Raw genomic sequence first — 20,167 nt, 5'->3', positions numbered from 1 at the left:
CACGAACGCCGATGGCGGTAATGCCAACGACGACCGCAACGGCAGTCGAAGAACAACCGTAGATCCTTCGACGCCATCTTGAAAGCTAATCGCAAAGCCCGACAACCCGGCCCGACGAAGGTCCGGACGACGGATGTGCGCGGCGCGTCCCCAAGCCTGTATTTCAAAGAAGAACCGATGAAGATATCTCAGTACCAGTATTAAGTCCTGTGCATTCTGGGGACAGCATCGCCTTGGTGCAGCTAGCGCCACGATCGGGTTGTGCATCGCGCAGTGAACGCCTGTGGGTGACGTGTTGGGCGGGTGGGGACGAACGACGGCTGTGCACCCCGGCGGCGTTGATACACGGTTGATTAATCGCGTTGTGCACAGCCCTGCCCACATGCCCTCGGTGGGACTCGTGTGACAGACGCGCGTGAAGTTTCTCGAAAAAATTCCGAACACGGGCGGCCGAAGCCCGAAAATCGCTCGTTCCGCGGCGCTGGGGAGAGGAGGGCTCAGCGCTTGGAGCGCTGGCGGATGCGAGTGGTGAGCTCCTTGACGTGATCAAAAACCTCACGCCGCTCGGCCATCTCGGACAAGATCTTGCGCTGCGCGTACATGACCGTCGTGTGATCGCGGCCGAAGGCCTGCCCGATCTTGGGCAGTGAGAGATCGGTGAGTTCGCGGCACAGATACATGGCGATCTGGCGCGACTGCGCCAGCGCCCGGGTCTTCCCCGGGCCGCGGAGTTCCTCCACGGTGGTGTCGAAGTATTCGGCGGTAGCCGCCATGATGGTGGCCGCGCTGATCTGCATGGTGCTGGCATCGGCGATCAGGTCGCGCAGCACGATCTCGGCCAGCGCCTTATCGATCGGCGTTTTGTTCAGCGAGGCGAATGCGGTCACCCGAATGAGGGCTCCCTCGAGCTCTCGTATGTTGCGTTCGATGCTGCTCGCGATGAGTTCCAGCACGTCGTCGGGGACCGCCAGGCGCTCCATCTGAGCCTTCTTGCGCAAGATGGCGATGCGCGTTTCCAGCTCGGGGGGCTGCACATCGGTGATCAAGCCCCACTCGAACCGCGTTCTGAGCCGGTCTTCGAGGGTGGCCAGCTGTTTGGGCGGCCGGTCTGACGAGATGACGATCTGTTTGTTGGCGTTATGCAGGGTGTTGAAGGTGTGGAAGAACTCCTCCTGGATACCTTCCTTGCCCTCGATGAACTGAATGTCATCGACGAGCAGCACGTCGACGTCGCGGTAGCTGCGCTTGAACGCGACCTTGCGGTCGTCGCGGAGCGAGTTGATGAAGTCGTTGGTGAATTCCTCGGTGGAGACGTACTTGACCCGCATCCCCGGGAAGAGCCGCTGCGCGTAATTCCCGGCGGCGTGCAGTAGATGGGTCTTGCCCAGACCGGACTCACCCCAGATGAACAGCGGGTTGTAGGCCCGGGCCGGCGCTTCCGCGATCGCCAGGGCGGCGGCGTGAGCGAACCGGTTGGAGGCGCCGATGACGAAGGTGTCGAACGTGTACCGGCGGTTGAGGCTCGTTCCGGCGGCCACGGCCGGATCGATCGCGTGCGGACGCTCGGTGAAGTAGTTGGGCCAGCCCGGCTGGTTGTCGTTGACGGTTTCGCTGTTTTCGAAAGCTTCCTCGGTGTCGACGGCCGCGTCGTTGGCGGGGAAGGGCTGGTCGGATCCGGGGAACGGTTCCGCCGGCGGGATGAGCGCGTCGTCCACGTCGTCGGGCGGGGGAGCGATGCGGACTCCCAGCTGGATCTGCTGCCCGAGCCGGCGGCTGAGCGCGTCGGTGATCGGGGCCCTGAGATGTCTTTCGATCTCGTTTTGCACGAAACTGCTCGGCACCGACAGCAGGGCGAATCCCTCGACGATGGTCAGCGGGCGGACCAGATTGAGCCACGCTCGTTGCTGCGGAGTGAGGGGAGTGACAAGGGTCGCGCGATTGGCGGCCATGCCGTCTGCGGTGGGTTCCCCGTTGAGTTCGGAAACGACCGCATTCCACACTGTCGTGAAACTGGAACCGGGGTCATCGGTCAACGACGCATCTCCCTGGTTCTCGAACGTCCCGACCCGATTACACCGCGCTTGGTGACAAAACAACTGTCCACATAGTTATACACAGGTGTGGACAGGATGATCGTAGGCGAGCCACAGCCTACTGGCCGGCTCGCGATCTCCGCGCTGAAAGAGAACCTCGAGGGGTTGTCTCAGCTAGTCGATCCACCATCCTCGCTTCGTTGCCGAGCGCCGCTTGTCGTCTAAAACGACTTCGCAGAAGCTAACAGTTTTCCGTTCGGCTGCCAACAGTTCTGCCGCATTCCAATCGGGTCGTTTAGGGTACGTGGGGCTTGCTTCGGCTCGTTATGGTAGCCACGGCCGCGGCGAGTGTGATCGAAACGGAAATCTTTCTTCTCGCCACGCCGCGGGTTCGTTGTGGCAAGCCAGGTTTGACCAGGCGAAGGCTCGTCAGTACCCTCAAACAGTCGCCCGAAAGTCGGCGATACGGCTGCGACCCGAACCACCTGGGGACCGCGCCGGCCAGCAGCACCAAGACCACCTCCGGTCGAACCGCAGACGAGCCCGATGCGAAACGTCTGAGCGGCCGGACGGCAGCACAACGAGGAGAACGTCGTGGCCAAGGGCAAGCGGACCTTCCAGCCGAATAACCGGCGCCGAGCCCGCGTGCATGGCTTCCGCTTGCGGATGCGTACACGTGCCGGGCGCGCGATCGTGTCCGGTCGCCGCCGCAAGGGTCGCCGCGCGCTCTCTGCCTGATCGCAGCGTCAGGTTTTTCAGCGGTGCTTCCCGCACGCAACCGCATGACGCGGTCAATCGACTTTGACGCGACGGTGAAGCACGGGATTCGTCTCGCGCAGCCGGACGTCGTCGTGCACCTTCGCCGGGGATCGGACTGCGATGAAACCCGCGCGCCCCGCGTCGGATTGGTGGTGGGCAAGCCCGTCGGATCCGCCGTCGAACGGCATCGCGTTGCTCGCCGGCTGCGGCATGTCGCCCGCACCCTGCTGGGAGAGCTCGGCCAATCTGATCAGTTGGTGATCCGTGCGCTGCCGAGCAGCCGGACCGCCTCCTCGGCCCGACTCGAGCAGGAGCTGCGCCGCTGTCTGCGACGAGTGCCAACGGCCGGGAGTCCGTCGTGACCGCGTGGGCGCGGCCGCTCGCGTTCGCCCGTGCGTCCGGAAGGCTGGCCGCGCGCGGCGTGATTTTTCTGATCCAGCTGTACCGGCAAATGGTGTCGCCGCTACGCCCGGCGACCTGTCGCTTCGTCCCGACCTGCAGCCAGTACGCGGTCGATGCGCTCAACGAGTACGGCCTGATTCGGGGGAGCTGGTTGGCTGCGGCCAGACTCGCCAAGTGTGGACCATGGCATGACGGCGGATGGGATCCGATACCGGACCGCCCCGGAAGCCACGTGAATTGCCAAGATGCCAGCGACGCCCGGGCTGTCCGAGCGTCGCGAGGGGAGAGTGGATCCTTTGTTTGATTTCTTCAGCCTCGACTTCGTCTACTACCCGGTGTCGTGGATCATGTGGGTCTGGTACAAGTTGTTCGCCTCCCTGCTGGGGCCGTCGAACTTCTTCGCCTGGGCGCTGTCGGTGATGTTCTTGGTCTTCAGCCTGCGCGCGCTGCTCTACAAGCCTTTCGTTCGGCAGATCCGCACCACTCGCCAGATGCAGGAGCTGCAGCCGCAGATCAAGGCGCTGCAGAAGAAGTACGGCAAGGATCGCCAGCGCATGGCGCTCGAGATGCAGAAGCTTCAGCGCGAACATGGCTTCAACCCGATCCTGGGATGCCTGCCGATGTTGGCGCAGATCCCGGTGTTCATCGGTCTGTATCACGTGCTGCGCTCGTTCAACCGGACCACCGGCGGCTTCGGGCAGCCCCACCTGTCGGTGGCGCAGAACCGGCTGACCGGAAACTACGTCTTCACCCCGACGGACGTCGGGCACTTCCTGGACGCCAACTTGTTCGGCGCACCGATCGGCGCCTTCATGACGCAGCGCACGGGGTTGGATGCGTTCACCTTCTTCAGCCGGCCGGCCGTCATCGCGGTGGGCCTGCCGGTGATGATCCTGGCCGGTGTCGCGACCTACTTCAACAGCAGGGCGTCGGTCGCGCGGCAGAGTCCGGAGGCGGCGGCCAACCCGCAGACCGCGATGATGAACAAGCTCGCCCTGTACGTGTTCCCGCTCGGCGTCGTGGTCGGTGGGCCGTTCCTTCCGCTCGCGATCATCCTGTACTGGTTCGCGAACAACATCTGGACCTTCGGGCAGCAGCACTACGTCTTCGGGATGATCGAGAAAGAGGACGAAGCCAAGAAGCAGGAAGCGATTCAACGCCGGGCGGCGAATGCGCCGGCGCCGGGTGCGAAGCCGAAGCGAAATCCCAAGGCGGCATCGCCGACCGGAAACGGTTCGCCGGCGCCCGACGGCGACACCGACGCGCCCGCGGCGACGGATGCCGATGTGGCTGACGGCCCGGCACCTGACGCGAGCGGGGGCCCGAGCAACCGCACGCCGCGGCCCGGGGCCAGACCGAAAAAACGCAAACGCTGATACGGGCGGAATAGCTATCAGGGCCGCCCGCACAGGGCGATCCCAATTGGGCTGGGGCCCATGGATTGAGGAGAGAAGACATGGCAGACGCCGACACCACCGAGCGCGACGTTGATACGGAGATCGACGCACGATCGGCCGCCGAAGATGCCGCAGATGCCGGTTCGGAGGAGATCGATGACCTGGAGGAGCGGTTGGTCGCCGAGGGAGAGATAGCCGGCGACTACCTCGAAGAGTTGTTGGACCTGTTGGACTTCGACGGCGACATCGACTTGGACGTCGAGGGCAGCCGCGCCGTCGTAAGCATCGATGGCAGCGACGACTTGAACAAGTTGGTGGGTCGCGGCGGCGAGGTTCTCGACGCGCTCCAGGAACTCACCCGACTGGCGGTGCACCAAAAGACCGGAGTGCGAAGCCGATTGATGCTCGACATCGCGAGCTGGCGCCGGCGGAGGCGGGAGGAGCTGGCAGCGTTGGGAGACAAGGTCGCGCGTCGGGTGCTCGAATCCGGCGAGCGCGAAGAGCTTGCGCCGATGACGCCGTTCGAACGCAAGATCGTGCACGACGCCGTCGCCGCGGTCTCGGGGGTGCACAGCGAGAGCGAGGGCGTTGAGCCCGCGCGTCGCGTGGTTGTCCTGCGCGGCTGACCCCACAGAGTTACAGCGGTGTAGTTTCCCGCCGCCCGCCGGCCTGCGTGGGTCGCGTGCACCGACTAGAGGATGTTTCACGTGAAACATGGCGGCCCCACGAACCCCGGGGCGGACCGCTCGGGGGACGCCGGGAACCACAGCGGCGAAGACGCCGCAGCCGCGATCTTCGGCGACCGGTTCGAAATCGCACGACGGTATGCGGAAATTCTCGCTACCGCGGGGGTGGAACGTGGGCTGCTCGGCCCGCGCGAAATCGACCGCATTTGGGACCGCCACATTCTCAATAGCGCGGTACTCGCCGAGCTCCTCGACCGGGGCGAGCGCATTGTCGACATCGGCAGCGGGGCGGGGCTGCCGGGGATACCGCTGGCGATCGCGCGGCCCGATATCGAGGTCGTGTTGCTCGAGCCGCTGCTGCGGCGTAGCGAATTTCTCAACGAGGTCGCCGACGAACTAGGGTTAGCCGTCGAGGTGGTCCGAGGCCGTGCGGAGGAACCGGGAGTGCGTAACCGGTTCGGGGAGAGGGATGCTGCGGTGTCGCGAGCGGTTGCGTCGTTGGACAAGTTGACGAAGTGGAGCTTGCCTTTATTGCGGCCCGCCGGGCGGATGCTCGCCATCAAGGGGGAGCGGGCCTTCGATGAAGTTGAACAATTCCGGCGTGTGATGACAGCATCGGGCGCCGCTGATGTCAGGGTGGTGACATGTGGCGCGAACTATTTGCGTCCCCCCGCAACCGTAGTTTCAGCGCGACGCGGAAAGCCGCCGCACCACAGATCGGCACGGACCGGGAAGGCCGGAAACCGATGACTTCTTCAGGCGATTGGCCCCCGGCCTCGCAAGCGCCGGCAGGCGTCCACGGAGCGGGCGCGGCGGGCCCAGCGGCGGCGAATTCGGACGTGCCGGCACCGCCGCCGGTCGCCTCCGCGCCGACCGCGACGGCGAATGTTTCACGTGAAACAGTGGTCGATTTCGACACCCCGATCGGAGCGGCCGCCGAACGCGCGATGCGGGTGCTGCACACCACCTACCCGCCGCTGCGCAAGCCGTCCCGGCGCCGGGTCTTCACCGTCGCCAACCAGAAGGGCGGAGTCGGCAAGACGACGACCGCCGTCAACCTCGCCGCCGCGCTCGCACTACAGGGACTCAAGACCCTCGTCATCGACCTCGATCCGCAGGGCAACGCGAGCACAGCGCTCGGCATCACCGATCGGCAATCGGGGACGCCCTCCTCCTACGAGGTCCTACTCGGCGAGGTCGCCGTGCACGACGCGCTGCGGCAAAGCCCGCACAATGAACGCCTGTTCTGTATCCCGGCCACGATCGATTTGGCCGGCGCCGAAATCGAATTGGTCAGCATGGTGGCGCGCGAGAACCGGCTGCGCACCGCACTGGCCGACCTCGAGAACCTCGATTTCGACTGCGTCTTCATCGACTGCCCGCCATCGCTCGGGCTGCTGACCATCAACGCGCTCGTCGCCGCGCCGGAGGTCATGATCCCGATCCAATGCGAGTACTACGCCCTCGAGGGCGTCTCGCAATTGATGCGCAACATCGAAATGGTGAAGGCGCACCTGAATCCGAAGCTCGAGGTGAGCACCGTGGTGCTGACCATGTACGACGGGCGCACCAAACTCGCGGACCAGGTCGCCGAAGAGGTACGCCGGTATTTCGGGAGCAAGGTGTTGCGCACGGTCATTCCGCGCAGCGTGAAGGTTTCCGAGGCACCGGGCTACAGCATGACCATCATCGATTACGACCCCGGCTCACGCGGGGCGATGAGCTACCTCGACGCGAGTCGCGAACTCGCCGAGCGCGACTGACCACCGAAGGGACGACCATGACGCAGCCGCTACGCAAAAAGGGTGGCCTCGGCCGGGGCCTGGCTTCGCTTATCCCGACCGGTCCCGCGGAGGGCGACTCGGGGCCGGCGACGCTTGGCCCGCGGATGGGCGACGCCGCCGCGGACGTCTTGATCGGGGGTCCGCCACCGCAGGACGCGTCGTCGATGGGGGCGGTCTATCGCGAGATCGCGCCGGCCGACATCGAACGCAACCCGCGTCAGCCCCGGCAGGTTTTCGACGAGGAAGCCCTGTCGGAGCTGGTGCACTCCATCCGCGAGTTCGGCCTCTTGCAGCCGATCGTGGTGCGAGCCGTCAAGGATTCCACTACCGGTGCGCGTTACCAGATCGTGATGGGGGAGCGGCGCTGGCGCGCGGCTCAAGAGGCCGGCCTGGCGACCATCCCGGCCATCGTGCGCGAGACCGGCGATGACGATCTGCTGCGCGACGCCCTGTTGGAAAACATCCACCGGGTCCAGCTGAACCCGTTGGAAGAGGCGGCCGCCTACCAACAGCTGCTCGACGAATTCGGCGTCACCCACGATGAACTGGCGGCGCGGATCGGCCGGTCGCGGCCGTTGATCACCAACATGATCCGATTGCTCAAGCTGCCGATCGCGGTTCAGCGGCGGGTGGCCGCCGGAGTGCTGTCCGCCGGTCACGCTCGCGCCCTCCTGTCGCTCGAGGCCGGCCCCGAGGCTCAGGAGGAGCTGGCCACCCGGATCGTCGCCGAGGGACTCTCGGTGCGGGCAACCGAGGAGGCCGTCACGTTGGCCAACCGGAGTGGTACGGCCACGCCGACGGCCCCGCGCCGCAAACCCATCCAGATGCCGGGCCTGCAAGACGTTGCCGACCGGCTGTCGAACGCCTTCGATACCCGCGTCACGGTCAGCCTGGGCAAGCGCAAGGGCAAGATCGTGGTCGAGTTCGGTTCGGTGGACGATCTACAGCGGATTCTCGACGTTATGTCCCCGCCCAAGGCGTGAACGAGGACACCGTGTAATTACGTCACTGTGACACTCGGACAACTTCTGTGACAAATTCATCCGTCCCGGGTGCTGTGGCTCGACGAAACGGCATGCGCATCAACGACTTTCGAACATAGGCGGCCGCGGCGGCGCCACGAGGCCGGCCGTGATGCGCGCCAATCTCGATGACCAGGCCAAAGCTGGCCCGATGACGACCACCTCTCCTATCCTGGAGGGGTTGCCGGCGCAGATGGCTGCAGTACCGCACAAGAGCCAGGAGGCTAGTGTCCGCTCGAATCATGCCGCTACGGCTCGAGGCGTTCGAGCAGCTTCCCAAGCACGCACGCCGGTGCGTCTTCTGGGAAGTCGATCCAGCGACCCTCGGTAATCAGGACCACCTCGCCGACCCCGAATTCGAAAAAGAAGCGTGGCTGTCGATGGTGATGCTGGAGTGGGGATCGTGTGGGCAAGTCGCCACCGCGGTCCCGGACGAGCGAAGCCAAGCCGAGCCCCCGTGTCTGGGATACGTGTTCTACGCGCCGCCGCGGGCGGTGCCGCGGGCACAGCGGTTCCCCACCGGTCCGGTGTCCGCCGACGCGGTGCTGTTGACGTCGATGGGCATCGAACCCGGGCCGGCGGCCGACGACCTCCCGCACGGCTTGATCGCCCGGGTCATCGATGAACTGGTACGCCGCGGCGTGCGCGCACTCGAGGCGTTCGGGCGTACCCCGGCGGCGTCGGAATTGCAGGATCCGCGCTTGGTCGGACCCGACGTACGGCCCGTGCTGGAAGCCGTCGGCGACTGCTCGGTGGACCACTGTGTCATGGATGCGGAATTCTTGAAGGACACGGGTTTCGTTGTGGTAGCGCCACATACGTACTTCCCGCGGCTGCGGCTGGAACTCGACAAGGGCCTCGGCTGGAAGGCGGAGGTGGAGGCCGCCCTGGAGCGCCTGCTGGAGAACGCACATCTGGAGCAGCCGGTCGGCGCCGGCTCCACGGCAGCGGGGTCTACGACAGCGAATGCGCCCGAAACCGCCCCGGGCGGTTGAGGATTAGGAGCCGCCGAGTTGGCTGGTGCGTTCCACCGACAGCTCGTGGGCCAGCAGTTCGGCGAACGTGAAGGTGCCGGTGGGGCGGTCGTTCTTGCCCAACAGGTAGAGCCGCTTCACCGCGGCGAGGATCCCCTCGGCGATGGCGTCGCGGGCCTGCGTCGAGACCAGCATCGAGCGGTCCCGAGGGTTGGTGATGTAGCCGACGTCGACCTGTACCGTCGGCATCCGGGTCAGGCGCAGCAGATCCCACGTCCTGCCGTGCGTCCGACAGTCCCGTAAACCGGTGCGAGCCACCACTTCTCGCTGAATGAAGTCGGCGAGGTTGCGCCCGATGGTGGACACCGAACCGTGCGAGTTGCCGAAGTGAAAGGAAGCCACCCCGTTGGCCGCGGCGCTGATCTGACTTTCGCAGCGCAGGCTGATCATCAGGTCGGCGCCGACGTTATTGGCGGTGGCGGCGCGTTCGGCGTCGAGGGGGCTGCGGTTGACCGGTCGCGACAGGAATGTCTCCATGCCGATGGCGGCCATCCGCCCTTCCAAACGACTGCCTAAGTCCCACAACACATCTGCTTCGCTGATCGGTCCCGACGGGCCCTGCATGATCGTGCCGTGGTCCGCGCCGCCGCGGCCCGGATCGATGATGATCCGCTTGCCAGACAATTTGGGGCCAGATGAGCGAACGAGCTCTTCTTCGCGGAGCGCGTGCGGAGATCCGCCGGTGACCCGCGAACTCAGGAAATGGAAGGAGCGCAACGTTTCTGGGCCGCAGATACCGTCGGCGGAAAGCCCGTACTCGCGCTGGTAGGACATCAATGCGTTGTGGGTCTGCAGGCCGAAATATCCGTCGACCAGGCCGGTGTAGAAGCCCAGATCTTGCAGCCGCGCCTGCAGCGTTGCGACGTCGTCGCCGAACAGCGGGGCCCCGAATTGGTGATACAGCGTGCGGGCACCGAGCCGATACGACGCCTCCTTGAGCGCGCGGTAGGTCGCTTCGCCGACGATGCCGTCCACCAGCAGGCCGCGATGCTGCTGGAAGGCACGGACCGCTTGGTCGAGTTCGGCGTCGAAGAGTTCGAGGGCCACGTGCCGGCCGGTGTTGAGATCGTCCTCGGAGCTATCCAGCAGGCCCAGTGTGACCAGCGTCGCCCGAATTTCGGTCACAGCTGCGCTGTGGTCACCACAACGCAGCGCGTCGCCGTATTCGCGGCGCGGACTCGACATACCAAGGGCCCTCCGGGACTATTGACAAGCTCAGATGTTGGGCAACAGCTACCGGTATTGTCGCAGACGCTTCTCAGATTTCGGAAAACCGCAGGCTGTGCGCGGGGCGTGGTGCGGCGACGTAATCGAAATCAGCTGAGGTTGGGAACCGCGTCCGAGAGCTCCCGCAGTAACGCCGCCTTGCCTTTCGCGCCGACGATCCGCTTCACCGGCTGCCCGTCTTTGAACAGGATGAGGGTGGGGATGGAGACCACCTGGAAGTTCTGTGCGGTTTCGGGGTTGGCGTCCACGTCGAGCTTGGCGACCGTGAGCTGTTCGCCCCGCTCGCTGGCGATTTCCTCTAGAACCGGCGCCACCATCTTGCAGGGGCCGCACCACGTTGCCCAGAAGTCAACCAGCACAGGCTTATTGCTGGATAGCACGTCGGTTGAGAACGACGCGTCAGAGACTTCTATTGTGGCACCGGCTTTTTCGGCGTCGGTCATTGTGGTGCTCCAATCAATGTGTCGGTACTGCCCGGAAATTCGGTTGCGTCGCCTTGCGCGGCGGCGCTGGACTCTTCGTGGTCCGCGAGCCAGCGCTCGGCGTCGATGGCCGCCGAGCAGCCGCTGCCGGCGGCGGTGATGGCCTGGCGATAGGTGCGGTCCACCAGGTCCCCGGCGGCGAACACCCCTTCAATCGACGTACTGGTGGTGCGGCCACGCACCAGCACATAGCCCTCGGGGTCGGTCTCCAAAACGTCGCGCACCAGCTCCGAGCGCGGGTCATGGCCGATCGCCACGAACACCCCGGTCACCGCCAACGTCGAAACCTCACCGGTGCCGGTGTCGCGCAGCCTCAAACCCGTCACCGTGGACTCGCCCTCGACCGCCTCGACCGCCTTGTTGGTCACGATGGTGATCTTGTCGTTGGCCCGGGCGCGGTCCAGCATGATCCGCGACGCCCGGAACTCCTCGCGCCGGTGCACCAACGTCACGCTGCGGGCAAACCGGGTCAAAAACGTCGCCTCCTCCATCGCCGAGTCCCCGCCGCCGATCACAGCGATGTCTTGATCCTTGAAGAAGAACCCATCACAGGTCGCGCACGAGGACACGCCGCGGCCCAGCAGCTCCTGCTCGCCGGGCACCCCCAAATACCGCGCGGCGGCACCCATCGCCAAGATCACCGACCGCGCCCGCACCGTCTCACCCTCAGCCGTGGTCACCGTCTTGACCGGACCGTCGAGCGAGACCGATTCGACGTCCTCCATCCGCAGATCCGCACCGAAGCGCAACGCCTGCTCACGCATCTCATCCATCAACTCCGGACCGGTGATCCCGTCGCGAAAACCCGGAAAATTCTCCACCTCGGTGGTCGTCATCAACGCCCCACCGAACGACGTCCCCTCAAACACCACCGGCGCCAACTGCGCCCGCGCCGTATACAACGCCGCGGTATACCCAGCAGGACCCGAACCAATAACGATCACGTCATGCACAGTGTCGGAGGTCATGAAAACCTTTCAAACGATTCGTCTCTGGATCTGTGTAAACACCAGCGTAGGCACGGCTGTTCCCGGGTGGGTCGCACCAGCTATCGCACCACATTAAGGGCGGGGAACCCCGGTGTTGGCCAGTAGGCCGGTATCGGCGGCGCTGCAGTTGGGGGAGACCGCAAAGACGGCCAGGACGTGAGGGCTGTCGCCGGGTACCACCAGAACGACGCCGGGGCGGGCATTGATCTCGACCGGGCGTGCGCCCAGGATCGGCGTCGACGCCGGATAGCCGAGGCCGGTGAGGCAGGAGGCGCGCCGCCCGGGGTCGTCGAGCGTCCCGTAGTCGGGGCTGCGGTCGAGCAGGCCGAGGATCTCGTTCCGCGAGAGCGGGATCTCCATCGGTGGTGTCGACAGCGTGATGTGCTGGACGTCGCCAGGGGTATCCGGGACGGGTTCGGGAGCATGCAGGAGCGCGACGGTCCCGACGCCGATCGCGAAGAGCACCGCGCACAGGCCCGCCGCGGCCGCGATAGCCCGGGCCGGACGGATGTGTGGGCGAGCGGAGTGAACGGGCGGTTCCGCCGCATCACCGGAAGCGGGCTCTGCGGAACGCAGCGCCGCCGCGATCCGGGCCGTTACCCGCGGGGGCGGGTCGGGTGCGGAGCCCTGGTCGGCGCCGACGGCGGCGACGTCGTTGCGGACCCGGTTCAAGGCACCCAGCACGGCGGCGGCTTGCGGGTCAGCGCGGACTTGGCTGCGGAGGCGGGCGGCGGTCTCGTCGTCGAGGAGCCCGGCCTGTAGGTCGGCGAGCAGTTCGACGGTCAGCGGTCGGTCTGATCCCGGGTTGCGGTCACTTGCCGCATCGTCGTCCGGTGCACTCATCGCACACAGTGTCCGTCATGCGCGCCCCGATGGCCACGCATAGCCCCGCGCGGCCGGTTGCATGTCGGACACAGTCAGGGCTGGCCGGCGGCGTCTGGCAGGGCGTGTGTGTCGGCGTCGAGATAGCCCAGCAGCTCGGCAAGCCGGACCCGGCCGCGAGCGCAGCGACTCTTGATCGTGCCTTCGGCGACGCCGAGCAGGCGGGCGGTGTCGGCCACCGAGTAACCCTGCATGTCGACGGCCACCACCGCGGCCCGCTGTTCGAGGGGGAGCCGCATCAGGGCGCGCTGCACGGCCAACTTGGTCTCGACCTGAGCCGTGCGGTCGGCAACCGGATAGATGTCTTCCAGCGGCACGGTCGGATGCGCTTTGGTGCGGCGCAGCCGGTCCAGGCAGGCGTTGACGACGATGCGGTGCAGCCAGCTGCCGACGGCGGCGTCGTGCCGGAATGCGCCCGCACCGCGATGCGCGGAAAGCATGGCATCTTGCAGCGCGTCTTCCGCGTCCTCGGGCGTGCGGGTGGTCAGCCGGGCAAGCCGGTGCAGGTGCCGCTGGTGCCGTCCGAAGAGCTCGCCGAAGGCGTGACGGTCGCCGGCCACATGGGCTGCGAGCAGTTCGGCGTCACTGCGCTCGTGCTTGGCGTTTCTCCCGAAGCCCACGGCCGGACATTAACCAATCGCCTATGGCGCGGCACTTCACTTGGACGGGCTCATGTGAGTGGGTCGAACGGGCCGCGGATCAGGACGCGGCCTGGACCGTGATCTCCGAGAATCCGGCTTGGCTCTTGCCGTTGGTGGATCCCAGGGTGGAGATCCACACCAGCAGATTCGACGTCGGCGAGCCCGCCTTGACCGGGATCACGTTGTGGCCGGGCTTGAGCGTGAAGCCAGGGGTCAGCACGGTGGTGTCGCTGAGGCTGGACGGCGTCGGCGAGGATGCCGCGCGGATCTCGACCTTGGTCCCGCTGCTGGGGGTGTCGATGCTGACTTGGCCGACGACGGTGGGGCTGGGCAGCTGCAAGATCAGCCCCTCGCCCTGCTTGAAACTGGGGAAGGGCACGGCGTCGGTGTACACCTCGGTCGCCCAGGCCGTCGAGGGATCGCCGTCGATGGCCTGCCCGGCCGTCCCCGCGTTGTCGGCGTCGCCGTCGGGGGAGAAGACCGTCGCTTTGGTGGGTTTGACGACGCTTCCCGCGGCCGCGGGCGGCGCGCTCGACGACGCAGGCGCGGATGACGACGACGAGGGCCCGTTCAGTCCGAGCTCGTCCTTGTTGAGGCCACCGCCGACGTTGCCGAAGATCTTGCTCACTATCGACGCCAGCACCAGCAGGGCCACCACGATGACGGCGAGGCCGGCGCCGACCCCGATGAGTACGTTGCGCCGACGGCGGGCGAAGGCCGCCTGCTCCTGACCGGGTGAGATCAACGCCGCCGAGGGCGAAGGCGAATCGTCGATGGGGCCGAGGACCTCAGTGCGGTCGGCGACCGCGGTGGCCTGCTGAAGGAGGTTCAAAAGCGTTGAGGCGCTGCGTATTCCGCCGTCCTCCTGGACCGCTCGGACGGCGACCGCGGAGATCTGGAAGGGGATATCGCGGTCGAGGGACATCGGCTCGACGGGGTTGCCGGACGGGTCGCGTTCGGCCGCCGCGAGCCCGCTGCGCACCCCGCTCTCCACGATCGGCCACCGATTGACCAGTAAGGCGTAGAGCGCGGCGCCGATGCCGCGGATGTCGTCCTGCGGGTTGGCGTCGGGCATCGTCGCCGGGTAGGCCAGCACGACGTCGCCTTCGATGCTGACCCGCACTCGGCTGGGGTGGTCGATCGACAGGGCGACGCCGGCGCGGTGGGCCGCGTCGGCGGCGGCGGCCAGCGACTGCATGGCCCGCACAGCGCCCACCGGCGAGGGTGCGGTGTCGGCCACCTCCTGCAACGAGCCGCCGCGGATCCATTCGGATACCACCAGGCCGCCGGAGCCGGTGTGCACGACGTCGAGGACGCGGGCGATGCCGGGTTTGTCGATGCGGCTGAGCCGCAGGGTGCGCGACAAGATCTCTTGGAGGACCTCGTCGGGCAGGGCGCCGTCCGGGTCGACGAAGGTCAGCGCGACCTGCCGGTCCAGGGCGGTGTCCAGCGCCTGCCAGAACTGCAGCGGTGGGGCGCCGCCGTGGAACACCAGCAGCCGGTACCGGCCGCCGGCGATGCGGGCGCCGGGAACAAGGTGCACGTCATCTCCGGTGGAATCCGCCGTACGGCCGCGCGGCGCCTCGAACGGGGTCTGTGCATGGCGGGAGCCGGGGATATCGCCGTTGAACTGGTCCGACGGGCGAGACGGGGCGGACGGCTTTGGCCCGGCGGCGGGAATGTCGGGCTGGAAGTCGTCGGCGATCGGCCGCGGCAGCGAAGTATCTGAGCCTGTACCGGGGCCAGAGCTGGGGGCTGCGCTCTCCATCGGGCGGTCGGTCACCTCCGGTCCTTTCACTAGCCGGGCTCGGTTTGCCCGCTCCGGAGGCCTGCGCCGGATCGGCTCCTGGACCGCATTTACCCCAGGCGGGGACGAATTCCTCTGCTCAGGGTACGTGACCGGGCGCCGGTGGGACGATCGATCCGTGGCACTCGGCTTGCGCGGGCGCGGTCCGCGGCCCGTGATGCGGTAGCGCAGGGCGTCCAGGGCCGCCCGCGCCTCGGGGACCTCGGCGCGCAGCATGACCGCGGCGGTGATCGGCAGCATGATCAGCCCCAGCGCGACCAGGCGAAGCAGGGAACCGGCGCCGCCGTGGTCGGTCAAAGTGTTCAGCCCGAGCAGGCGGTCGACCACATGGGCGATCAATCCGGCCAGCATGGACGCGGTGAGCGTCACCAGGATCGTCCGGACTTCGCCGACGCCGATCAGGTGACCACCGGCCGGCAGCAGGGCCCTTCGCAGCAGGACGTAGCCGATGATGGCGCCGGCGAGGAACCCGGCGCCGTTGGCCAGCCCCAGGAAGCCGGCCACCAGCTTGGGGTCGTCGGTGAGGTGCGGCGCCAGCACTGAGCCGAGGATCTTGACGGCCGTGATGACCAGGATGATGACGATCGGCGTCCACGGCTGTTCGCGCGCGTAGAACACTCGGAGCTGCAGAAGCACCAGCCCGTAGGGGATCAGTGTGAACGCCGAGAGGGTGATCGCGGCGCCCAGGTATCCGGCGTCGACGGTCCCGAAATGGCCATAGGCGAACAGCGCGCTGCCCATCGCGGGCCCGCCGACGGTCATGAACGCCACGATCGGGATGAGCGTGATCAACGTCAGCCGGGTGGCCAAGGACAGGTCGCCGAGCACGGCCTCGGTGTCGTCGGCGGCGGCGTTGCGGCTCAGCCGCGGCATGACGACCGTCAGCACCGTCACGCCGATCATGCCGAACGGCAGCATCAGGACCAGCCAGGTGTAGTTGTAGATCGCAGGTCCCGATGCCGCTGCGGTGCTGGCGATCTGGTTCCCGACCACCAGGCCGAGCTGGCTGATCAGGACGTAGAGCACCATGGCGGCGGCCATGGTGCCGAAGCGCTTGAGGCGCTGGTCTATTCCCCACAGAGGACGCAGGTCGACGCGTTGGCGGCGCAGCGCCACCAGCAGCAGCCCGGTTTGGGCGAACACGCCCAGCGTGGTGCCGACAGCGAGCACCAGCAGCTTGGCGTTGCCCATCCGGACGGGATCGACCGAGAGCTCGCCGGGAACCAGTGCGTAGACCGCCAGGGTGACCAGCGCGACGACGTTGTTGACAACCGGCGCCCACGCCGTGGGCCCGAACACGTTGCGGGTGTTCAGGATCGCCATGAACACCGATGTCAGCCCATAGGCCAGGACCTGGGGAAGCAGCAGGTAGGCGAAGGCGATGGTCAGCGGCTCGTTGACTTGCGGGTTGCGGCCCAGCATCAACCGCACCAGCAGCGGGGCGGCCACTACCGACAGCGCCGTGGCGAAGATCAGCAACGCCGTCGTCAACGTGACCAGGCGCCGCACGAACGCCGCGCCGCCGTCGGGGTCGCTTTGCTCGGCGCGGGCCAGCACCGGCACGAAGATCGCGGTGAAGGTCGCCTCCAGCACCAGCGCCGCGACGAGGTTGGGCAGCTGGTTGGCCACCGAGAACGCGCTGGACAGTGCGGCGCCCAAGATCGCGGCCAACAGCACCACCCGGGCGAAGCCGGTCAGCCGGCTGATCAACGTGGCGAAGGCCATCGCCCACGACCGCGATACCAGCGCCGCGTCAGACAGCTCGGGGCGCCGCCGATCGATCTCGGCGGCAACGGGCGGCAGTGGACCGGTCGGCGGCGAGCCCGCCGCACGGGACTGCGACGGCTCGGGCAGGCGGTGGTGCGGGTGGGCCTGCCGATAGGTGGGGGTCATACTCGGTGCTCTTGTTCGACCCGGTCGTCGTCGGGGTCAGCGGCGGGCCGGGCATCGGGTGGGTCGGGGCGGTCCAGGTCGGCGGGGTCGGGCTGGCCACGGAAGCGATGCCACAGCCGTCGGCCGGCCAGCAGGATCAGGACCGCCGCGGCGGACAGCGTGATGGCGAACAGGACCTTGCCATAGGCGTTGGAGTGCACCGACAATCGCACGGGCTCCCCCAGCCGCAAACCGTCCGGAGTCCGTAGGGTCGCGTCAACGGCGACGCGCTGGGTGAAGTTCACTTCGACCGGGATGCGCAGCGGCAGGTAACCCGGCGGCAGTTCGATCTGGCCGATGTCGGTGACGTTCATCCCCGGCGGCGCGTCGACATGCAGCCGCACCCGGATCGGGACGGCCAGGCCGTTGTGCAGCGCCAGCGGCAGCGGGCTGTGCTCGGTGGCCAGGGTGTAGGAGCCGCCCGGGTTGACGATCGTCACCGCGCCGAACAGGTCGTTAACCGTTTTGCCGACCACCACGAGGCGCTGCTGGGCCAGCCCGTTGCGGGTGTCGGGTGGTTCGGATTGGCTCAGCGCGCGCAGCATGTCCTCGCGCAGCGGCGCGGTGTACTGGACGCCGGTCAGCCCGGTGCGATCGTCGGTCATCAGCGATGCCGTCAGGCCCCACAGCCGGCCGACCTGCCCGCTGATGCCGGCGGTGACGTCGTCGCTGAACTGGCCGGGTGCGGAGGCGTAGGCGCCGACGCCTCCCTGCGGCTCGGTGCGGGCTGGTGCCGATTGGTTGGCGTCGGCGACCACGGCCGGCAGCGGTCGCGGTACCGCCAGACCGGAGCGGATGGTGGTGGTCAGGGCGGTCAGGATGACCTGGGCGTCGTCGGCCTGCAGATTCCACGTCGACGGCGGAACCAGGATCTGGGTGCGGGGCTCGTCGCGGTCGAGCGCATGCCAGAAGATCGAGCCCAGCGCGTCCTGCCGGCGCGCGGTCGCGGAGTCGTGGCCCAGGCGAACCGTCAGGGACGAGTCCAGGTACGTCGGCACCCCGGGGGTGGTGCCCGCCCCGGCCAGCGCGGCGCCGACGGCGGGGTCGAACGGCGCAACCATGACTTGCGGGGACAACCGCCGCGGCGCGGTGTCGGCGCCGCTCCCGGGGGAGCCCTGCGCCTCGGTGGCCGACAGGTCGGCCGCGGCGATGGCGACCGTGTTGTCGCTGGCGCTGAGCAGCTTGACCATGCGGTTGGTCAGCGGACCGTTCGGCACCAGCGTGGCGCCGCGGATCGAGGAGACGTCCAGAATTTTGTCGACGATGCTGTTGGGATTCGTGGTGGCGATGGCGCTCAAGCCGGGATCGTTGACGCGCTGGACGGCGTCCAGGTCGGCTTGCGCGTAGGGGAGCGGGGCCACACACGTCCGGTGGGCCAGGGCGCGTAGGCGGTTCAGCCATTCGGTCGCGGCGGCCTGCCCGGCGCCTGGGTGGGTGGGGGTGCCGGGCAGTTGGGCCGAGTCGTCGGGGGAGTTGGACACGACATAGCCGGCGGTCATCGCGTTGACCGTGACCAGCAGATCCGGGTCGATCGCCAGGCACAGCGCACGGCCGACGGCGCCGTCGGGGTCGACGTCGTGACTGGTGGCGACTTCGGCCGAGGCCAGCAGGATGTCGAGCCTGCCGCCGCCGGCCAGCGAGGTGGCCAGCTCGTCGTCAACCAACCGCACCGGGATGGTTCCGCCCGGCACGCCGGGAGCCAGCCTGGGCCGGTCGGCCAGCGGCCACAGCATGGTGATCAGCACCGGTTTAGAGGTGTCGGGTGCGACGGCGGAGCCCACGTCGTCGGCGCGGTCGGGCGGCACGCCCACCACGGGCAGCAGGAAGCGCGCATTGTCCAACCGGGCGGGTGCACCGTAGTCCGGTGTGCCGTTCACGTTGACCAGGACGGGGTAGATGCCCGGCTTCTCCGCGCCCAGCGACGGCTTGGTCAGGGCGCGCAGTGGGGCCGACAGGGTGAAGCCGACCTCTTGCCCGCGTTGCATTTCGGGCGCCACTGTGAGGAAATCCGCGGCCGCCTGATACCCATCCGTGTCGCCGTCGAGGGTGGTGCGCAAACCCGCGGAGGCGGTGACGGGTCCCGCGTGCTCGAGGCGGACCATGACGTCGCGGACCGGCCGGTCGCCGATGTTGGTCACCATGCCGCTGACGGTCACGACGGGCGGACTGCTCGTGGTGACCACGTCGGGAGTGACTTGATCGATGCGAACCCGGACGAACGGTGTCACCCCCGGCTCGCCCGCCGCCGCACGCGGCGTCACCGGCCCGGTGAGCACCGCAAGTCCGGTCACGATGGCGAGCACGGCGGCGATACGCACCAAGCCGGCCCACCGGAGACGCGGAGCTGTCACGGCCCCGGTCCGTGGCCGTTCTTTCGGCCCGTGGCCGGTTTGTCAGCATGCCGAGTCCGCGAATGGGTCTGAGGGCGGCGCCGCGGGGAGCCGGGCGGCAGCGGGGGGAGCGAAGCGGGACCGTCGCTTTGTAGCTTGTCGATCAGCTCGTCGGCCACGCGGGCCAGCCGGCGTTCGTCGGCGTAGGCCAGCCGGGACGGCAACTCGCCCATCGGGACCCAGGCCACTTCGGCGACTTCGAGGTCCTCGTCGGACAACTCGCCGCCCGAGAAACGCATTAGATAGTGGTGCACGGTCTTGTGCACGCGGCGGCCGTCGGTGACGAACCAGTAGTCGATGCGGCCCAGCGCGGCGAGCACGCTGCCCCGGATGCCGGTCTCTTCGGCCACTTCTCTAATAGCGGTCTGCTCGGCGGTCTCACCGAGTTCGATGTGCCCCTTGGGCAGCGACCACAGCATCCGCCCGCGCCGGTCGATGCGTCCGATCAAGGCCGCGACCTGAGACTCGCGCGGTCCGTCGAGACCGTCGATGACCAGCCCCCCGGCCGAGGTTTCGTGGACGGTCCGCAGCTGATCCGGTCCGCGGCGAGACGCCTGGGATCGGCGCGATTTGGTGGCTGTCGAGTCTCCGGTCGCTTGACCGGTGGCCTGCTCCTCGGACGAAGCCGCGGCGCCACGGCCCCGGCGCCGCCCCCGGCGCCGACGCGGTTTGCCTTGTTCGCCGTCCGACACCCAAGCGA

The 20,167-nt window shown here is 67.5% G+C and carries 18 protein-coding genes; 9 read left to right on the top strand and 9 right to left on the bottom strand.

The features are described from left to right. Nucleotides 1-497: 497 nt before the first annotated feature. Nucleotides 498-2,033, bottom strand: a complete 1,536-nt coding sequence (dnaA, locus tag AC5Y7E_RS01075; protein ID WP_499947206.1) for a chromosomal replication initiator protein DnaA — start codon at nucleotides 2,031-2,033, stop codon at nucleotides 498-500. Between the two features lie 594 nt (nucleotides 2,034-2,627). Between dnaA and rpmH the strand changes: the two genes are divergently transcribed. From rpmH to AC5Y7E_RS01030, 9 genes are all read left to right on the top strand, one after another. After that, on the top strand, nucleotides 2,628-2,771 hold the full coding sequence (rpmH, locus tag AC5Y7E_RS01070) for a 50S ribosomal protein L34 (RefSeq protein ID WP_003874369.1): 144 nt from the start codon (nucleotides 2,628-2,630) through the stop codon (nucleotides 2,769-2,771). A 23-nt stretch (nucleotides 2,772-2,794) separates the two neighbouring features. Continuing rightward, a complete protein-coding gene (gene rnpA, locus AC5Y7E_RS01065) occupies nucleotides 2,795-3,154 on the top strand; it encodes a ribonuclease P protein component (RefSeq protein ID WP_499917441.1) in 360 nt (119 codons plus the stop codon). After that, nucleotides 3,151-3,498 (top strand): membrane protein insertion efficiency factor YidD, encoded by a 348-nt coding sequence (yidD, locus tag AC5Y7E_RS01060; protein ID WP_499947205.1) that lies wholly within the window; start codon nucleotides 3,151-3,153, stop codon nucleotides 3,496-3,498. The genes rnpA and yidD overlap by 4 nt, the downstream gene beginning before the upstream one ends. Further along, a complete protein-coding gene (yidC, locus tag AC5Y7E_RS01055) occupies nucleotides 3,482-4,570 on the top strand; it encodes a membrane protein insertase YidC (RefSeq protein WP_499947204.1) in 1,089 nt (362 codons plus the stop codon). The genes yidD and yidC overlap by 17 nt, the downstream gene beginning before the upstream one ends. 80 nt (nucleotides 4,571-4,650) lie before the next feature. Then, nucleotides 4,651-5,217, top strand: coding sequence for a Jag family protein (locus AC5Y7E_RS01050; RefSeq protein WP_499947202.1), 567 nt, complete (start codon nucleotides 4,651-4,653; stop codon nucleotides 5,215-5,217). Nucleotides 5,218-5,289: 72 nt separating this feature from the next. Further along, entirely contained in the window at nucleotides 5,290-6,027 is a 738-nt protein-coding gene (rsmG, locus tag AC5Y7E_RS01045; RefSeq protein ID WP_499947201.1) for a 16S rRNA (guanine(527)-N(7))-methyltransferase RsmG, read from the top strand. After that, the gene (locus tag AC5Y7E_RS01040; protein WP_499917446.1) at nucleotides 6,024-7,040 is read left to right on the top strand and encodes a ParA family protein; all 1,017 of its coding nucleotides are present in this window, start codon (nucleotides 6,024-6,026) and stop codon (nucleotides 7,038-7,040) included. The genes rsmG and AC5Y7E_RS01040 overlap by 4 nt, the downstream gene beginning before the upstream one ends. Nucleotides 7,041-7,057: 17 nt before the next feature. Continuing rightward, nucleotides 7,058-8,044, top strand: a complete 987-nt coding sequence (locus tag AC5Y7E_RS01035) for a ParB/RepB/Spo0J family partition protein (protein ID WP_499917447.1) — start codon at nucleotides 7,058-7,060, stop codon at nucleotides 8,042-8,044. Between the two features lie 266 nt (nucleotides 8,045-8,310). Next, a complete protein-coding gene (locus tag AC5Y7E_RS01030) occupies nucleotides 8,311-9,078 on the top strand; it encodes an acetyltransferase (protein ID WP_499917448.1) in 768 nt (255 codons plus the stop codon). 3 nt (nucleotides 9,079-9,081) lie between these two features. Here the strand turns inward: AC5Y7E_RS01030 and AC5Y7E_RS01025 are convergent, their stop codons facing one another. From AC5Y7E_RS01025 to AC5Y7E_RS00990, 8 genes are all read right to left on the bottom strand, one after another. Next, nucleotides 9,082-10,302, bottom strand: a complete 1,221-nt coding sequence (locus tag AC5Y7E_RS01025; protein WP_499917449.1) for an N-acetylmuramoyl-L-alanine amidase — start codon at nucleotides 10,300-10,302, stop codon at nucleotides 9,082-9,084. A gap of 131 nt (nucleotides 10,303-10,433) precedes the next feature. Next, the gene (gene trxA / locus AC5Y7E_RS01020; protein ID WP_406813330.1) at nucleotides 10,434-10,787 is read right to left on the bottom strand and encodes a thioredoxin; all 354 of its coding nucleotides are present in this window, start codon (nucleotides 10,785-10,787) and stop codon (nucleotides 10,434-10,436) included. After that, nucleotides 10,784-11,794: a thioredoxin-disulfide reductase gene (gene trxB, locus AC5Y7E_RS01015; RefSeq protein ID WP_499917450.1), complete on the bottom strand. Its 1,011-nt coding sequence runs from the start codon at nucleotides 11,792-11,794 to the stop codon at nucleotides 10,784-10,786. The genes trxA and trxB overlap by 4 nt, the downstream gene beginning before the upstream one ends. Before the next feature lie 93 nt (nucleotides 11,795-11,887). Further along, nucleotides 11,888-12,658 (bottom strand): RsmA family anti-sigma factor, encoded by a 771-nt coding sequence (locus tag AC5Y7E_RS01010; RefSeq protein ID WP_499947200.1) that lies wholly within the window; start codon nucleotides 12,656-12,658, stop codon nucleotides 11,888-11,890. A gap of 74 nt (nucleotides 12,659-12,732) precedes the next feature. Beyond that, nucleotides 12,733-13,317, bottom strand: coding sequence for an RNA polymerase sigma factor SigM (sigM, locus tag AC5Y7E_RS01005; protein ID WP_499917452.1), 585 nt, complete (start codon nucleotides 13,315-13,317; stop codon nucleotides 12,733-12,735). A 79-nt stretch (nucleotides 13,318-13,396) separates the two neighbouring features. Beyond that, nucleotides 13,397-17,038, bottom strand: coding sequence for a lipid II flippase MurJ (locus AC5Y7E_RS01000; RefSeq protein ID WP_499947199.1), 3,642 nt, complete (start codon nucleotides 17,036-17,038; stop codon nucleotides 13,397-13,399). Next, a complete protein-coding gene (locus tag AC5Y7E_RS00995; protein ID WP_499947198.1) occupies nucleotides 17,035-19,428 on the bottom strand; it encodes a hypothetical protein in 2,394 nt (797 codons plus the stop codon). Before AC5Y7E_RS00995 ends, AC5Y7E_RS01000 begins: the two co-directional genes overlap by 4 nt. After that, nucleotides 19,425-20,159 carry an NUDIX hydrolase gene (locus tag AC5Y7E_RS00990; RefSeq protein ID WP_499947197.1) on the bottom strand — a complete coding sequence of 245 codons (735 nt, stop codon included), beginning with the start codon at nucleotides 20,157-20,159 and terminating at the stop codon, nucleotides 19,425-19,427. The genes AC5Y7E_RS00995 and AC5Y7E_RS00990 overlap by 4 nt, the downstream gene beginning before the upstream one ends. Nucleotides 20,160-20,167 lie beyond the last annotated feature (8 nt).

The organism is Mycobacterium sp. NGS17, from assembly GCF_059813205.1.
Note: the sequence above shows the minus strand (reverse complement) of the source record. Positions and strands in the feature narration are given on the sequence as shown.

Bases quoted from the DNA above. Each gene is read 5' to 3' on its own strand.
- AC5Y7E_RS01050 (WP_499947202.1), top strand. From the start codon at position 4,651: ATGGCAGACGCCGACACCACCGAGCGCGACGTTGATACGGAGATCGAC.
- rsmG (WP_499947201.1), top strand. From the start codon at position 5,290: ATGTTTCACGTGAAACATGGCGGCCCCACGAACCCCGGGGCGGACCGC.
- AC5Y7E_RS01010 (WP_499947200.1), bottom strand. From the start codon at position 12,658: ATGAGTGCACCGGACGACGATGCGGCAAGTGACCGCAACCCGGGATCA.
- AC5Y7E_RS01035 (WP_499917447.1), top strand. From the start codon at position 7,058: ATGACGCAGCCGCTACGCAAAAAGGGTGGCCTCGGCCGGGGCCTGGCT.
- trxB (WP_499917450.1), bottom strand. From the start codon at position 11,794: ATGACCTCCGACACTGTGCATGACGTGATCGTTATTGGTTCGGGTCCT.
- AC5Y7E_RS01000 (WP_499947199.1), bottom strand. From the start codon at position 17,038: ATGACCCCCACCTATCGGCAGGCCCACCCGCACCACCGCCTGCCCGAG.
- AC5Y7E_RS01040 (WP_499917446.1), top strand. From the start codon at position 6,024: ATGACTTCTTCAGGCGATTGGCCCCCGGCCTCGCAAGCGCCGGCAGGC.
- AC5Y7E_RS01025 (WP_499917449.1), bottom strand. From the start codon at position 10,302: ATGTCGAGTCCGCGCCGCGAATACGGCGACGCGCTGCGTTGTGGTGAC.
- trxA (WP_406813330.1), bottom strand. From the start codon at position 10,787: ATGACCGACGCCGAAAAAGCCGGTGCCACAATAGAAGTCTCTGACGCG.